The following is a 17,530-nucleotide window of genomic DNA, read 5'->3' as shown; positions in this document are numbered from 1 at the left end:
TTTTCGTCGTTTTAAGCTTGTACTTTCAAATTCACTGATTTCAAAATCATTTCAATTATTATGGTGGATAATCCGTTTACAGAAGGTAAAGCAAGGATTTCCATCGAAGACATTTTTAAAGCAAATTTGTTATTGATCACTCTTAGTAATTCAATTGATAAAATCGAGTCGATTCCTAAGAAACCTATTCCTTTATCCGATTGGATCCTGTCTTTAGGCATTTTCAATATTTTAGATAATTCATCTTTTAAAAATGACACCACAAATTCCTGTTGTGCAATTCTTGATAAAGAAAGCAAATCATTCAGGCAGGCTCCCTGTTCCTGGCTAAGACCATTAGCAGATCCCATATTACTTTCTATCAGATCCTCGAAGATATATTGTCCGCTGTCCTTCAGGTTGATACTTAATAGTTCCCAGTTCAGGTCAAAAAAGCCTATTTGCGCTGGTTTTTCACGAAGTATTTTTTCTAATCCGGACAAAACCTGATCATTTGTAAAACTTCTGATTCCCACTCCCTGAAGCACCATTTCGAGGTTCTCGCTTCTGGATACAACGCCGGATTCTGAAAGGACACCAAGATTAATTGTTGTTGCCGGTAAGCCGGAACTTTTTCGCACATGGGCAAAGGAATCCAGTAAGGCATTGGCCACGATGTAATTGGCCTGGCCTACATTTCCAATAAGTGAGGATATGGAAGAAAACAGTACAAAATTATCGAGTTCCATTTTTTTAGTCAGATGATGAAGATTTATGGCCCCGTTGACTTTCGGGCTTAATACTTTTCTAAATCTTTCCTCATTCATATCTATTAAGAAACCGTCATCAAGAACCATGGCACAGTGAAAAATGCTGGCAATATCCGGAAGGTCATTTTGTATATGAGAAAACACATGAGTGATCTGGTCTAGCTCTGCAACATCGACAGCATATACTTTAACATTTACACCTTCATTTTGCATTTGGCTAACGGCATCTTTCTCTGTCTGGTTACTAAAACCGCTTCTGCTAAGAAGTGCCAGATTTTTAACCCCATTTTCAACCAACCATTTTGCGATTTCAAAACCTAAACCTTTTGTCCCGCCAGTAATGACATAGGTTTTATCGTTTTTAAACAGACTGTCTGTTTGTTTATGAACGTCTACTGCCTGATCTTTAAAGTCTATAATTATTTTACCAATGTGTTTTCCTTCATCTATCAGCTTAAATGCTTCCGCTATTTTGTTTGGTGTGTAAACAGTGACTGGTAAGGAATTTAATTCTCCAGATTTTAGGTAAGCCGCTATATCTTCCAGTAATAAAGCAATTTTCTCCGGTCTCTCACTCAACATTTTATCCATATCTACAGCAACGTAGGAGATATTTTTATTGAAAAAATGCATGGAAAGCGAAAAATTGTCCGTTATATCTTTTTTTCCTATTTCCAGGTACGTTCCATAGGAATTCAGGATCGACATACTTTGATACATGGCTTCTTTTGGTAACGCACTTAAAACAACATCGACCCCTTTGCCCTGGGTCACTTCCAGAATTTCATTTGCAAAGTCAAGGGTTCTGGAACTATATACATGTTTGATTCCTATAGATTTCAGATAATTCATTTTTTCTTCACTACCAACAGTAGCATAAATTTCTGCACCTACCAGATTGGCATAATTAATAGCCGCCAGTCCTACTCCTCCGGTGGCATTGTGTATCAGGACTCTTTGTCCTCTTTCAAGTTTTGCCTTGTCTCTTAAACAATATACCGCAGTAAGGTAACTTAACCCTACATTCGATTCTGCCTCTACTAAATTATCAGGGCACAGTACCGCAAGATGTTGAGAAGTCGTTGTGTACGATTGAAAGGTACCCGGTGCAAAAGCAATGACTTTATCACCCACTTTAAACTTGGTTACATCACTACCGACCTGGGTAATAATCCCAACGCAGTCATGTCCGATTGAATTTTTACCGTGGGTTCCTTCCAGTGCATCCTGATAGATTTTGCCGGATACTTTTAAATAATCTTTAAAATTGATAGTCGTGTTTTCGACTAAAATTTCAATTTCTCCGCTCTTAGGCGCTATTCTTTCCGAATTTTCAAAGCATAAATCTTCTACTCTGTTCGATTTTGGATTAATCAGCTGAAGGGCGCTATCTTTAAAAAACACCGTTTCCATGGAAAGCTCTGCATCTTTGGCTTCCCTTTTTTTCATGCCTTTTCTAAAAATCTTATCCTGTCTGATGGCAATTTCTTCAAAAGATTTTGTTGAATTGTACATTTTATTTAGTGCAATTTTCCATTCTTCTTTAGAAATAGTGGAAACATAGGTTCTCTCAAAATCAATTAATCGAATCTGCCATTTTGGTAATTCATTGACAATTAATCTTCCTAAACCATGTGATACCGTAGCGGTTATTGATCCTATTTTGTCTTCGTCGTAAACAATCTGACTTCCCTGCGTTATTACATTTAACGTAAGTTTGTTTTGTGATTTTGAAGAGAAAAAACGAACAATACTTAAAAGAGGTTTTATCTGCTGTATGCATTCCTCCGTTACCATGTAGCTATCGTTAATTTCTGTAGTAGTGGACAGGTATATTAGCGTGATATCGGATTGGAAATCATCTTTTGTGATCTCCAGGATACTTTCTAAATCTTCAGGATTTGCCGTATAATAATTTTCACCTAATTCTTTAAAACTGGTTCCCGTTTGTATGACTACAGCACGGCCAACTAATTGTTTTAAAAGAGGAGCACATAACGAATAATCATCGGTGAAAATATAGGTTACACCTGAAGTATCAGGAATTACATCTAAACTAACTTTTTCTTCCAGCCAGTTATTTTCAAAAAGGCAATCGTCAATATAAGAGTCTTCTTCAATTACTTTTGTACCCAGTGCCTGGCATTTGAAATCTTTCAACTCAATAGCCACATTACCTTCCGCATCACAAATTGAAAGATCGATCAGTACTGAACTATCCAAACGGGATATTAATTTAGAATAACACACAAACTCGGTTCCCGGAGAGAAATAACAGTTCATTTTTCCTATCGAAACGGGTACAAATTCTGAATTATCGAAAACAACAACCGATTGAAAACAGGCGTCTAATAAAGTAGGGTGAATAAAAAATTCTTTGCTGTAATCTTCAATAGCAGCGTGCGCTTTTATGTGAGCAATTACCTCATCTTCCCCAAATTCAATATTTTTTATAGTTCTGAAGTAAGGGCCGTAATCGAGTTTGGATTTACTCAGTCTTTCATATAACTTTTCTTCTGAATATACTTGATCCAAACGGCCGGATATTGCTTTTAAATCATGTGACAAAGGGCTTTTGTTATAATCTCCGATTATGAATTTTCCTGTGGCACGTTGTATCCATTCATTATCATCACCAACGTCTTTACTGTCAATACTAAAATTATCGTTTTTGGAATTATAGGAAGTATACAAATCCTGTACTTTCATATTATCGATGACAAGCATTTGATGAAACTTTATATTCTCCAGTCCGAAAGGGATTTTCTGGCTTATTTCATGCTGGTAAAATGCAATACCGGCAGCCACATAACCGGCGCCCGGAAAAACAATTCTATCCTGAACCACGTGATCATTTAAAAAAGGGAAAAAATATTTGTTCAGCTCTACTTTGTAGGTTAACTGTGGTGAGTTTACCAGTTGGTTCAGGAAAACATTTCCTTTACGCCCCAGTCTGTTTTCTATAGAAGCATCAGACTCTTCCCAATAATGCTCTTTTTGCCATGGGTAAGACGGTAAAGAAAGGTGTGGCAGTTTATTGACCCATCTTTCCCAGTTTAAAGGGAGTCCAAGCGTAAACAGGCCCGCAATATTTTCGAAAAAGTTCAATTGCTCTGATTCTTTACGATTTAGAGTTTGTAAAAAATGGCAAACTTCATTGTTCTTAACGGAATCCATCATTGCGTTTTTAAGCACCGGATGCGGTCCAACTTCAATAAATACAGTGTATTTATCGCTGATCAGGGAATCCATTGTTTTAGCAAAAAGAACAGGTTCGCGAACGTTTTTCCACCAGTAATAATTATCCATCTGTTCACCGGAAATTTTGTTTGTGGTAACCGTTGAATAAAGATCTGTGGTCGTTTTTTGGCCTTTGATATTTTTAAGAGATTCCAGAAGCTCTTCCTCGATAAGGTCCATGACAGGGCTGTGGTAAGGAACCACAACATCGAGCTGGCGGTGGAATATACCGGCAGATTCATATTTTTCTATTAGTCTTTCAATACTTTCCTGGTTACCCGCCAATGTTACTGACTCTACACTGTTTATGGCTGCTATAGACACATCTGTAAACTCCCTGAAAGTTTCATTAACTTCTTTTTCAGAAAGTCCAACGGCCAGCATAGTTCCTTTACCCGCTGTTGTATGCTGTAAACGACTTCTGTGATAGCTTACAAATAAGGCATCTTTAAGGGACAAAGCACCTGAGATATAAGAAGATGCCACTTCTCCTACACTATGCCCTACTACTGCATCTGCTTTAATGCCATAATGCTCCAGTAATCTTGTCAACCCAACCTGAACTACAAAGTTGGCAGGCTGCGCTATGTACGTTTCTTTGATATTGGATGTTTCTTCCGGTTTTAAAAGTTCTTCTAAAATGGACCAGCCTGAAATGGTCTTAAAACAATCATCGCATTCTTTGACTGCATTGTAAAAAACTGGTTCTTTTTCCAGCAGTTCCCTGCCCATTTTCCACCACTGTGGTCCCATTCCTGTATAAACAAAAACTACGTTTGGTTTCTTGTCCATACTATTTCCTTCAGACACGCCTTTTACTACGATGTCTTCTTCAAATGCTTCCATTTTCTCTATTAACTCCTCTTTTGAAGAGGCGATAAAGGCCAGTCGGTCGGAATGAAAAGATCGTCTGTAAATGGCGTTACTAAGTACCTGGGCAAAATTTTTGTCTTTGTCCTGAAGAAACAATCTGTATTTCGTTACCAGTTCTTTTAAAGCATTTTTGCTTCTGGCGCTTACCGGAAAAATAAAATGATCCTCTTTTTCTAATGTATAATCTACTGCTTCCCTGCCGGAAGAAAACTGTTTTAGAACGGCATGGGCATTTGTACCGCCATAACCAAATGAATTTATAGACGCATAGGAATCTACACCTTCAGGAAGTTTTTCCAGCGAAGTAGGTACTTTTAAAATACTGTTTTCGTAATTCAAAGCAGGGTTTGGAATGTTAAAATGCAAATTGGCAGGAACCGAATTTTTGTTAAGGCACAATGCCGTTTTAATTAATCCTGCAACCCCTGAAGCGGCCTCCAAATGACCAATATTAGTCTTTACGGAGCCCACAAGGCATTTATTTCTTTCCTCTAATAAAGATTCATTAAGCGCGCTGAATTCGATCACATCGCCTACGGCAGTTCCTGTTCCATGCGCTTCCACATAGTGAATGTCTTTATTGTTTATGCCGCTCTCTTTGTATACTTTTTCTATTAGTTTTTTCTGGGAATCTTTACTTGGTACGGTTATACCATTGGTATTCCCGTCCTGGTTTACACCGGTTCCGTTTATTAAAGCATAGATCTGGTCACCATCTTTTACAGCTTGCTCGTAAGGTTTCAAAACCACTATTCCGCCCCCTTCTCCTCTTACATATCCGGCTGCGTCACTATCAAATGTTTTACAACGGGAATGTTTGGAAAGAAACTGGCCTTTACTCATGACTAATGAAACTTCTGGTTTTAGCAGCAAATTAACCCCTCCGACCAAAGCCATAGAAGACTCTCCTCTCCAGATACTCTGGCAGGCATAATGTGTTGCTACTAAAGATGATGAGCATGCTGTATCTATAGTGATAGATGGTCCTTTTAAATCCATGAAGTAGGATAATCTATTAGAAAGCATGGTTAATGATATTCCTAATGCAGTATGTGAGTTTACCAGATGCTTGTTTTCATTTGCTGTTTTTAGCAGGTAATTATCAAACGTAAATCCCCCCACAAAAACGCCTGTATCAGAACCTTTTAAGTCTTCCAGAGTCATTCCTGCATCTTCAAGCGCTTCATAAGCCACTTCGAGCAGTATTCTTTCCTGCGGATCCAAAGATTCTGCTTCAACAGGTGAAATTCCAAAAAACATGGGATCAAAATACTCGATGTCCTCTTTTAAAAATCCACCTTGCTTAGCGCGCAGTTTTCCGGGTTTCTTTTCGTTATCATCATAAAAACGTCTGTTATCCCATCTGTTTGACGGAACATCTATTATGGCATCTGTTCTGTTTAATAGCATCTCCCAAAATTTTTCCGGAGAAGAACCTGAACCTGGAAATCGACATCCGATACCAACAATTGCGATGGGTTTATTTTGATCTTTCATAATTTATTTTGAAAATGTTGCACTTTTTTTATATTGTCAGTAGGTAATAAATTTGTTGAAATTCATTTCATTATACCGCTAACCACTAGTTGTTTAGATTAAAATTCAACTAAATGTTTTGACATAGGTATAACTATCGGTAATCCATGGGGATACCTGAACAGAAATATTAATTATCATTTTTTTTACTTTTTAACTGAACCTGTTTTTTTTTAAACCTGCTATAACTATTTAGGAACGGCTAATAGCATTTAGAGGATTTTCTCTTGATGTCGTCCAGATTTTACCACATATTGTAAAGAGTACAATAATGAGGGTCATTAAGATTACACTTAGAAAATTAAGCCATGTGATCCCTACGCTATAGGCAAATACCTTCGAAACCTGTATCACCGTGAAATAGGTCAATAGCAGACTGATCGATAATGCTATACTGTATAAAATCATATACTCTCTTAAAATAAGTAAGAAGAGACTTTTAGTACTTGCTCCCAATACTTTTCTTATGGCAATCATTTTCTTCTGCATGGTTAATGAAAATGATATCAGGCTATACAAACCAATGATTACCAATAAAATAGAAATGACTGAGAATAAAATAAAGATTTTCATCACATTTTGCAGCGCGGTCATAAAACCTTCATCAAATCCAACGTCCAAAAATTTAAATTCTACAGGTACGTCGATGAAATTCGTATTAAAAGTTTCATTTATAAACTTCTGAGTATCGGATCTGTTCTCTGCTCTTGTCTTAATACTCACCAGTGAATAAGCCAGATCCTCACTGTTCATTGACAGCATCATGGGTGGTATTTTCTGAAATAAAGAGAATTGGTTAAAATCTTTAACAACACCAATCACTGTTAACCGTCCGTCGTCTAACTTTTTCCCAATTGGATTTTTCCATCCGAGGATTGAAGCTGCCGTCTCATTAATAATGCAGGAATTTTGGGCATCGGTAGAAAAATCTTCAGAAAACCATCTTCCTTTGAGCATTGCTATCTTAAAGGTTTTTTGAAAATCGTAATCAACCGTATAAGAGGACATTAAAATCTTGTCGTTTGCTTCACCGCCTTCCCAGTTTAATTTAATTTCATCACCGGAAGCAAAAAAGGGAGCGCCTGTAGATATCGAATAATCTGTAATATTTGGATTTTGGAGTAATTTATCTTTTATGACTTTAAGCAGTTCTCTGTCTTCCGGTTTAGGCGTTTTAATCCAGGCCAGCAAAACATCTTCCTTCTCAAATCCGGTATCTTTATTATTTAAATAAGTTATTTGTGATATGATAAATACGGAAAGAAATATCAGGGGAAAGGCGATCAGCAGTTGAAAAAGCACTAACCCTTTTCTCAAAAAACTACGTCTTTTAATAGAGGTAACTCCCTGCAGAATAGAATTGATTTTTAATGACGACAGGTAGAGCACCGGATACAATCCGCTTAAAAGACCCAGTGATAAAATGATAACAAATACCTTTAAAAAGAACAGCCAATTGCCACTAAAGCCCAAAGACAGGTTTCTGTCTACCACCAGGCTAAAAAGAGGTAATATAGAAAACACTAATATGGTGGACACGATTATAACCCCAAACACCATCAATAATGATTCGATAATAAACTGATACCTCAGCTGTGCTTTGGAAATCCCCAGCACTTTTTTCATTCCTATTTCCAACTCCCTGTTTACTAACTGGGTAGTGGTAAGATTAATATAATTTACAGTTGTTATAAATCCTGTAAAAAATGCTACAGCTATAAAAAGATAAATAACAATTACATTATTTCGTATTCCGCCCATCGCATCACTTCTTACATCTAATGTTTTAAGGTAAATATCTGTAATTGGTCTCAGGCTTAACAATTCGGTAGTACCCTCTTGTTCCTCCACATGACTCGCTAATACATTTGCCATTTTTTGTGACAATGGTTCAGCCTGCGTTTTATCTTTCACTAATATATACGTGCACATATAACTTTCTGCCCATCCTTTTTCAGGTTTAATTCCATAAATTCCTTCGTATGAACTGGACGAAATCATGTATTCCATATTCATATGGGAATCTTTTGGATAGTCAGCAAAAACGCCTGTCACCGTAAAATTGTATTTTTTGTTTACGAAAACTGTTTTTCCAATGGCAGTGCCGTTTGGGAATAGTTTATCTGCCAGTGATTTGGAAAGTGCAATACTCATTGGCTGGCTGAGGGCACTGTTCTTGTCTCCTTCTAAAAAATCAAAACTAAACATAGACAGGAAATTGCTGTCTGTAATCAGCCCTTCATTTCTTGGGAATATTTCCTCATTTGCCGATAAATAATTACTTACTGTTCTGGCACCGGAAGCGTTCGCTATTTCAGGAAATGACGTCTTTAATTCTTTGGCCAGTTCATACGGTGTAGAATCAAAAATCTGACTCTGGCTTTTATCATTTACAGTTCTTTCGACTCTAAACAGGTTTTCACTATTTTCATTAAACGAATCATAATTATTTTCATATGATATGTATAATGCCATCAAAAGGATAGCTGTAAAACCAAAAGATGTTCCTAAAAGATTAATAAAAAACGTCTTTTTATCCTTTTTTAATTGTCTTAATACTAATAAAAAATTAAGTTTTAACATGTTTAATATATTTAGTAATTTAAATGTGTTCTGATAGTTTGAAAGCTTCTTTATTTAAATGCACAATGTTGCCCATTTCCATTTTGTAGATATTATCAGCGATGTCAAAATAGTTTTCGTCATGCGTAATTATGATTAATATCTTTCCTTCATTTCTCATTTTTGTCAACAAATCGTTATAGAAGAAATTTCTGAATTCAGGATCCAGATCTGCTGCAACCTCATCGAAGAAATAAACAGGTCTGTCTTCTAAATATGATTTTAAGATCGCCAGACGTTTGCATTGCCCTTTAGATAAATCTATGGTGCTGAATACACCGTCTTCAATCTTAACTTTGTCGGAGAGCTGAAGTACTTCCAGCCACTCATAGACCTGATCTAATCGGTGTTCCTGTATATCGTATAACTTTTTAAACAGGTAGAAGTCGCTATAAATAACTGAGAAACACTCGCTTAATTCTTTTGAAGTCACCGCTTTTCCATTAATCAGGATTTCTCCGGAATCCGGCTCGTAAAGACCGATCAGTAACTTTAAAAAGGTCGTTTTACCGCTGCCGTTTCCGCCAATTATAAAGACTAACTCGCCACGGTCTGCCTCAAAGCTTATGGGTCCGATACCATATGTGATGTCTTGGTTTTCAGTTTCACTCTGATACTGGAAATAAACTTTGTTGACACTTATCTTTTCAACTTTTACGGTTTCATAATTTTCTGCAGTATCATTATAGGATATTTCGTCTGTGTCTGCGTTTTCCAGAAAGTCCTTAATTCTTTTCCATGAAACCTGTACATTTATTATTTGTGGCACTCCGTTAATCAAAGCTCCCACAGGACCCCATAAAAACAGGACCGCTATTACATAAGCCGTAACTAATTCTTTGTTGAAATCAAAAATCACAGGGAAAAGCAGGCAGGAGACCCCTACAGCGATTGTGAATGAAAGTTCTGAAAATAATGCCGCATCAATTCCAACATTAATATTTGCCTGACTGGCATCGTAATAGTCCTTGCTTACTTTAGCTAAATCGGATTGAAAGCGATCTCTTTTTACTTTATGCAAAACAAGTTCCTTAAATCCGTTAAGCAAGCCGGAGATCAGATTAGTGTAGTGTTCTCTTTTTCTTCTTGCTGTATGTCCTGTTCTTTTCAGTCGTCCGGACATTAAGAAAAGAAGTCCCATGATTACAATAGTTACTCCTATAAGCAATAGTGAGCTGATGATGTTTAAAGTAAACATGTAGATCAGTACCATTACCGTGGTTATAAACGTGGTATAGATGTTCACTACATTTTGCGAAAAAGCAAAAATGGCATTAATATCATCATTTAGGATCGTGTAAATCTTTCCCTTGGCCAGTTTTTCATATTTTCTGAAAGGGATCTTAAATATTTTACTGGCAATAATTATGTTAAATTTATGTGCTAATAAAATTCCCAGGCTTGCCGTTTTTCTTTTACTGATCCTAACGGTCACAATATAAATAAAGGTCGTTACCGCAAAGAATAACAGTAAATATCCGGCCTTTATATCGTCGGTAATAAACTTACTGATAATCATAACATTGACAGCACTTGCTACACCGGGAAACAAACTCAGCAACAATAACTGCGAGCCAATATCATAATATTGATTCTTATGCGGAAGGAACATTGAAATCCTTACTAAGGCGTAAAAAGCCACAATAATAATCCCTAAAAGCATTACTGCATTTTGCTCCTGTAAATACTGATATTTATTGTCCAGCCAAAAATCTTCGTCATAAAGCGCTACCGGAATATAGTAAAGCGCAAGGATCACCGGGCTGAGTACTAAGAATCCTGTAAAATAGCTGTACACTTTTTTAGAAGAAAAGTCCAATGTTCTGTCCTTCTTTATTTTTTGAAAAATTACTACTCCAAAAAATAACAATCCTATAAAAGCGATTATGCTATTAATCAAATACAATTTGTAAACTATATTTTCCATATTATTTATTTATATTTTAACCTGAATTAGATCTTACTGTTTAATTGATTAATTTTTTTTATCGATTGCTTTTAGTAAAGAAAATTATCTGTTTATTGGTTCTTTATTTATTTCCTTAAATTTTCATGTGCTGGGGCTGTCCCATAGCAGTCAAAATGGTACGGTCTCCTTTGAATGGCTGTCTTCCGTGTGAAAACATTAGATTATCCAGTAACAGGAAGTCGTCTTTTTCCCAGGTATAAATGATGGAGTGCTCTTTATAAAAGTTTACGAACTCTTCTATTACTTCCGGTTTGATTTCGCTTCCATCGCCATAATAAGTCGCAAATGGCAAATCTTCTTCGTCAAAATATTCCAGAACAGAGGGATCATAAAGGCTTTTGTGCCCAAAAAACATATGGTTAAACCACATTTCCTGACCGGTAAGAGGATGGTCCTGAAAAGCAGGAAGCGTCCATTTGATTCTTAAATGATCGTTGTTTACCCAGGCAAAATCATGACCGTTTTCCTGAAGGACTTTAGCGACCTGCTCCTTATCTTCTGTCTGATAAATAGTTTCCCAGCTTAATCCTATTCCCGGAATGGTATTTCTGACATACTGAATGCCTTTTGCCTTAAATTCTTCGATCGTTTCTTTTTTCAGACTGGCCAAAAGTTTTCTCTCATCGGCAATTGGGGTTTCTCCCCCTATTGGAGCAGGTACCAGACAGTAAAATGCAATTATTCGATTATAGATATTCGAATATGAATTTTCGGTATGCATATGAATCGTTTGATTCTTTGGGTGATTGGTCGAGGTATAAACATTGCTATACACCTGATCTCTCGGTGAAGTCCTGTTCTTGTACTCTATTGCCTGGCCGGAAAAAGTTGAAAATAATTCATTGAAATTTTCTGCGCCGTCAATTTTAAATCCCCTTAAAAGTATTGCCCCATGTTCAAGAAGCAGGCTGTTTATCTGGTCTTTATGCTCTTCGGCCCATTCTAAAGTATCTCTTTGTGTAGTAGAACTTATCGTAAAAGGATTCTCTTTTGAAGCGGTTTTTATAATAATTCCTTCACCAAATTGAAATTCCTGAGTAGATTTTGATTTTAAAGAAGTCTCCATTGTTTAAAAATTATGATGTTTAAATTTTAATTAATGCCCGTTATATTAAAAATTCGATAACTATTCCTGAGCTTTTTTTTAGTGAATACCTTACCATAAAAAGCTATCCTGTTTTAATTTAAATGTGGTACGCTGTCATCCAGTACAACACCTACATTATCTCTCGTTGCCAATCCCATATAATGATTGGCGATTGCGATATCGAAGACTGCCATTCCCATCGGATTAAACATAATGGGCTGATCTTTATCTAAAGTGAAGAGAAAATCATTTAAGACATCCTGAATAAGCCTGACATCATTTTCCTGCAATCCATTTACCTTATTAAAATTTTCAACGTCGGTATTTTCCCGACACACTTCCTGCCAGTCATCGACTATCATTCCTTTTACAAACCAGGGAAAAACATCTGTTTTATAATCCCTTAAGGAAACATTTAAATGAAGGGAACCCAATTTTGGTTTTAAGTTGATGTAAGGTTCTTTTGAAACGGTACAGGTAATAAAAATATCTGCATTGACGTATGCTTTTTCCCAGCTTTCTACCACTCTTACCTTATCTTTTATGGCATCAGGAATATTTTGAGGGACAATACCATTTAGATCGTACAACAGCACTTCGCCAATATTTTCTCCCAATACCTCACTGCACATATTCAGATGATACTGGCCAATAGGGCCAAAACCAATGATTCCTATTTTCAGGTTATGATGTCTTTTAAGCTCCATAAATTTTCGAACAATCAAACCACTTACTGAAGCTGTTCTGATGGCCGATATGGACCCGCTGTTTATGACACATAAGGGTTGTCCTGTTTCTGCCTCATTCAGAATTATAACACCGTGAGCACGTGGTATGTCTTTTTTAATATTATCAGGAAAACTGGCAATCCACTTGATCCCGGATCTGTTTATATCCCCTCCAATAAAAGCAGGCATTGCTATAATTCTGTTTTTAGGATCGCCATATCTTAAATATGGTTTTACGGGCTGCGCAATATCTTTCGATTTTATACATTGAGTTGCTGTGGCAATCACATCTATGTTTTGTTCCCAATTAAGACGAATATGCTTTACATCTTTATCTCCTAAGTATATCATTTTTATTTATTTAGTAGTGGATTAATGTTTTATTCAATAACTGGTTCAAGGGAAGTACTTAAACTGTACTGTTTCACCATTTCACACCAGTTGTCATCATAGATCGTGGTGATGTATCTTTCGCCTCTGTCGGCGAAAACACACATTATATTAACCTGTGAATCAACTTCGTTTTGTACAAAATATTTTTTTATTGCAGCATAAACGGAGCCCGAAGATCCGCCTGCATATAAATTGTGTACTTCCAGTAATTCTCTGCAGGAGTTTATCGTTTCCTCTTCGTTTACATAGACAACATCATCTATCCTGGCATCGTTTAATATGTCAGGTCTCATGCTGGAACCAATGCCGGGAATAAATCTTTTACGTGCTTTTCCGCCAAATATTACAGATCCGTAAACATCTACGGCTATAATATTTACATTAGGATACATTTCTTTAACTTTTCGCGAGACGCCTGTAATGGTTCCGCCAGAACTTATTCCCATAAATAAATAATCCAATTTTTGTCGGGGCGCTTCAAAACAAATTTCTTTCCCTAAAGAATTGTAATACGCCTGGGCATTTAGTGGATTGCCATATTGATTAATCCAGTAAATATTATCTGTGGTACTTAGTATTTCCTGTATTTTTTTAATTCTGTTCATTAAGTAGCCTCCATGCTGATCCGGCTCTGTGATACAGATTACTTCAGCACCCTGAAGACGAATAAGCATTTCATTAACCGGTAAGGTGGTCTTGTCTATGACGCAGATAAATTTTAAGCCATTAAGCTTTGCATATGCCGAAAGAGCAACCCCAAAATTACCCGAAGAGGATTCAATAAGGATAGTGTCTTTATTGATGATGCCTTCGTTTAATAAACGACTAATAATGTAACAGGCAGCTCTGTCCTTTACACTTCCCGTAGGATTATAAAATTCTAATTTGGCGAAAATATTCAGGTTTGAATTCTCTTCCATTGGGAGAGAAATTAACGGTGTATTGCCTACTTTGTTTAAAATATTATTTATCATGATAAATGGAATGTCGTTTTACTTATGGGATATTTTTAATACTCAATATTGATGAAATTCTTTTCCGGTACTAATTTGAAATAAACATGTAAATGCTGTTTTCTTATTACCTGAATCCAAAACTAGATGAAGGAGTCGTTCAAAACAAATGGTAGCAATCGACATTTATAAATGTAGTGTCGATATTTATAAAATGAGCAATAAATTAATTATAAGTGTTTAATTATCAATACATTATAACAAAAATAAAATCGTCATAATTCGTATAAAAAAGCCTTTATTCTTCCTGTAAATAGAGAAATACACCCTTTATTTTGATCCTGGAAAGAACAATCTTTGGACTTATGACAGTTCGGGATAACTACAATTGAAACTTGCGATGAATTTTACAATTTTTAAATACGGTAAGAGTCTTTTTTTTGAAGGGAAGCTGCTATTAATTCTTCTTAAAAAAATAAAAACAACGTCAGAAATTTAGAAATTATTCAAGGTCAGGAAGTCTCTTATTTATGACAAAACACAAATCAAAATCAAGTTGTCGGACGGATTGAAAATACGGAAGAAAATAAAAGTTTTAAATTTCAGAAAACTGACAATTTAAAGCAACTCTTCAGGGCTATCCTTTACGGCGTGAAAAAACAGTAGATACTTTAAGAGAATTGTCTGCTGTAATGCAAACTTAAAGCAGAAGTGGAAAAGTTAAAGAATGGATTGAGGAAATTTAATGCCTAAAACATCAGGGGAAAAGCCGTATCGATCAAAAAAACTTTCGGCGATTATAGTTTTAATGAAATCCTTTCCTTTTTTTTCTCAAATAGAAGTTTAATAAATTTATAAAATGCAACGACCGCCATAATTGCAATAAATAGCGAAAATAACATCTGAAATAATAACGTGGTATTTGATGAAAGTAACTTCAAAAAACCATTATTCAAAACATAAAATATAAACTTTGACATTGTAAGTGGGATAGCTAGTAAAAAGTGAGAGCATACATAAAGAACAAATGCATACTGACCCATACTAAAAATTAATAAAGAATATTTGAGTTTTACCTTTCCTCTGATCAGATCAAAAATATAGGTGTACGATTTTTTATTTAAATCAATGATATTAAAATAATCCGAAAAAATCCAGTAGCCATCATTTCTGATGAATGGAATTAGGGAATAAGCCATTACGAAAAGATTTGTTTTTATTATTATCAGCATCAAATAAGTAAATGAATTGTTGTTTTCATTTATGATCAGAAAAAACAATAAAAAACAATTGATCAGACCCTGAAAATAAATTCCGCCTAAATTAACAATGACCTTTTCATTTTTATTTAATTTCCAGATGCGTGTTACATTCGAATACAAAACCGGAAATATGATGTAAAAACCAAAACCAATCTCTTTGGGCGCAACTTTAAAATGATGGCTGGCAGATGAATGTCCGAGTTCATGAAAAAGCATAATGGCCAGCAAAGTAAAATAAACAAATACATAGTCGAGCCATGACATAGCAAACAAGGAATGGTTTCGATAATTTAAATTTAAAATAAGCTGAGAGGCAATTCCGGTGAAAATAACAATCGGAAACAATACCCTGAAAATGGATTTATGAAAGAAAAACGATAAATACCGGGAAATCTGCAGTACTCTTTTTCCAGACAATATAGTTATGGCCAGCTTAATATAACTTTTTTTTCTTTTTTTCTCCCTGACGATATAGTCAAGTTTACCGGAAACGATACGGGATAACTCGTCGTAATTCGCACTGCTGATTTTCTTTGCTGCAATAAATTTTTCTTTTTGGTGACTATTATTTTTCAACTCCTCCAATAATTCATAAAATAACTTACTGACAGAAAAATAATTTTCCCTGAATAATACCAAATAACTTTCGTTATTTCTTATTAATTCAATCTCATATATTTTATCATTATCTATCAAAATAGGGCTTTTATGTTGAAAAATTTTCTTTACACTAAAATTTGATTCTGAATCAGGGATTCCACAAAGTTTTGGTCCGGAATAAACTGAATGAGTTCCGCCTTCGTAAGATTTAATTTTTTACTTTCTAATTTTCGTAATAAAGTATACAATCCCTTATTGATTTTTAGTGAATGCATTGAATCGTAATTAAACAAAAGATAATCCTCGCCTTTTATATAAAAATTATAGCGTTGCGAATTAAATTGGTAAGCATAATCAGCTGCTCTGGATTCCAATTCCTTTGCTTTTGTATGTTCCTGATTTGAAATAAAAATATTTTTATTTAAAAACTCATACTGTTCCGTAAACTTAGCCAGCACTTTTTCGAACATGCTCCAGCACTGATGTAAAGACTGTTCACAAAATACATCTTTGTCTTCTACAGGATAAATGGGTTTTTCTATCACCACTTTAATGAGATTATCTTCCCTGTAAGCGAAAATTGGAATTAAGGGTATTTTGAGTAAATGACATAAATAAGGAATTCCTTTTTGAGTACTGATTTCATTGTTCATGAATTTTACTTTCAAAGAATGTTTTTGATCATTGATCGTGGTAGTATTCCCATCGAGATAAGAAAACAGGCTCTTATTTTCTTTAATGTTTCGCATCATCTTAAAAATTGACCTGGTATCTTCAGCATTTAAGAAATCCGGATTTATTTTTAAGTTTAAGTCAATTCCCGATGTTTCAGGATTGATATTGGGGTTCTCATATCGAAGCTTTCTCTGAAAAGAATAGTCGTCCATGACCACCGAAAAAGTAATTTTTTTCAAAGCCAGTAAAATGGGGATCGTCATGTAGGCACCAATATGAAATGAGCTGTAAAAAGCCGGACCGTTTAAAATCAAATTTTCCTCTCCGTAAATCTTAATTTTTCCTGCGTTATATAAAATTGAAAAATTATTAATTTCATTAATGGTCAATCTTTTTTGTATCGAATAGTTTTTAAAAAATAAATCGTCTTCTATATTTTTTATCTTTTTGCCATTCGCAGCTACTTTTAAAAACTCTATCCTGTCTTCTGAAGATTCCTCTTCCCATCGTAATGCATTTACTTTTTGCTCAATTAAATTTAAATAATCCTCCATATACTATTTTATTACCATTTATTTAAACCAACATTTTTGAATCGTATCCTTATACTGTATTTTCAGATCATCGTTAAAAAAAAGGATGCATGAACTAAAAAACACCTACGAAACAATTATGTTTCTTAGGTGTTTAGATTTAACTTCTAGTGGCCTGATGAAAAGCAACAGCTAGAGTTGCCATTTGGGCTTTGCGGACCATCAGCAGCAAATAGCTGAACCATTTCCAGTCTTTCTTCAAGTTCAATTACTTCTAACTCTTTTTTCAAATCTTCTAATTCGTTCATGT

9 protein-coding genes are annotated in these 17,530 nt (G+C 35.2%); all 9 read right to left on the bottom strand.

Translation table 11 applies throughout. The features are described from left to right. Positions 1-11 precede the first annotated feature (11 nt). Positions 12-6,359: a type I polyketide synthase gene (locus D0817_RS19635; protein WP_127340064.1), complete on the bottom strand. Its 6,348-nt coding sequence runs from the start codon at positions 6,357-6,359 to the stop codon at positions 12-14. Positions 6,360-6,590: 231 nt separating this feature from the next. After that, complete coding sequence (locus D0817_RS19630) at positions 6,591-8,981, bottom strand: ABC transporter permease (RefSeq protein ID WP_127340063.1); 2,391 nt, start codon at positions 8,979-8,981, stop codon at positions 6,591-6,593. A gap of 19 nt (positions 8,982-9,000) precedes the next feature. Then, positions 9,001-10,947, bottom strand: coding sequence for a cyclic peptide export ABC transporter (locus D0817_RS19625; protein WP_127340062.1), 1,947 nt, complete (start codon positions 10,945-10,947; stop codon positions 9,001-9,003). Positions 10,948-11,062: 115 nt separating this feature from the next. Next, a complete protein-coding gene (locus tag D0817_RS19620) occupies positions 11,063-12,055 on the bottom strand; it encodes a TauD/TfdA family dioxygenase (RefSeq protein WP_127340061.1) in 993 nt (330 codons plus the stop codon). Between the two features lie 113 nt (positions 12,056-12,168). After that, positions 12,169-13,155 carry a 2,3-diaminopropionate biosynthesis protein SbnB gene (locus tag D0817_RS19615; protein WP_127340060.1) on the bottom strand — a complete coding sequence of 329 codons (987 nt, stop codon included), beginning with the start codon at positions 13,153-13,155 and terminating at the stop codon, positions 12,169-12,171. A 29-nt stretch (positions 13,156-13,184) separates the two neighbouring features. After that, positions 13,185-14,171 carry a 2,3-diaminopropionate biosynthesis protein SbnA gene (gene sbnA / locus D0817_RS19610; protein WP_127340059.1) on the bottom strand — a complete coding sequence of 329 codons (987 nt, stop codon included), beginning with the start codon at positions 14,169-14,171 and terminating at the stop codon, positions 13,185-13,187. Positions 14,172-14,947: 776 nt separating this feature from the next. Beyond that, positions 14,948-16,108 carry a hypothetical protein gene (locus D0817_RS19605; RefSeq protein ID WP_127340058.1) on the bottom strand — a complete coding sequence of 387 codons (1,161 nt, stop codon included), beginning with the start codon at positions 16,106-16,108 and terminating at the stop codon, positions 14,948-14,950. Between the two features lie 29 nt (positions 16,109-16,137). Continuing rightward, positions 16,138-17,241, bottom strand: coding sequence for a lysophospholipid acyltransferase family protein (locus D0817_RS19600; protein ID WP_127340057.1), 1,104 nt, complete (start codon positions 17,239-17,241; stop codon positions 16,138-16,140). A 146-nt stretch (positions 17,242-17,387) separates the two neighbouring features. Further along, positions 17,388-17,528, bottom strand: a complete 141-nt coding sequence (locus D0817_RS25725) for a hypothetical protein (protein WP_158286326.1) — start codon at positions 17,526-17,528, stop codon at positions 17,388-17,390. Positions 17,529-17,530 lie beyond the last annotated feature (2 nt).

It is taken from the genome of Flavobacterium cupreum, assembly GCF_003996965.1.
GTDB classification, from domain to species: domain Bacteria; phylum Bacteroidota; class Bacteroidia; order Flavobacteriales; family Flavobacteriaceae; genus Flavobacterium; species Flavobacterium cupreum.
This window is presented reverse-complemented; position numbering and strand designations above follow the sequence as displayed.

Bases quoted from the DNA above. Each gene is read 5' to 3' on its own strand.
- D0817_RS19635 (WP_127340064.1), bottom strand. From the start codon at position 6,359: ATGAAAGATCAAAATAAACCCATCGCAATTGTTGGTATCGGATGTCGA.
- D0817_RS19630 (WP_127340063.1), bottom strand. From the start codon at position 8,981: ATGTTAAAACTTAATTTTTTATTAGTATTAAGACAATTAAAAAAGGAT.
- D0817_RS19625 (WP_127340062.1), bottom strand. From the start codon at position 10,947: ATGGAAAATATAGTTTACAAATTGTATTTGATTAATAGCATAATCGCT.
- D0817_RS19620 (WP_127340061.1), bottom strand. From the start codon at position 12,055: ATGGAGACTTCTTTAAAATCAAAATCTACTCAGGAATTTCAATTTGGT.
- D0817_RS19615 (WP_127340060.1), bottom strand. From the start codon at position 13,155: ATGATATACTTAGGAGATAAAGATGTAAAGCATATTCGTCTTAATTGG.
- sbnA (WP_127340059.1), bottom strand. From the start codon at position 14,171: ATGATAAATAATATTTTAAACAAAGTAGGCAATACACCGTTAATTTCT.
- D0817_RS19600 (WP_127340057.1), bottom strand. From the start codon at position 17,241: ATGGAGGATTATTTAAATTTAATTGAGCAAAAAGTAAATGCATTACGA.
- D0817_RS25725 (WP_158286326.1), bottom strand. From the start codon at position 17,528: ATGAACGAATTAGAAGATTTGAAAAAAGAGTTAGAAGTAATTGAACTT.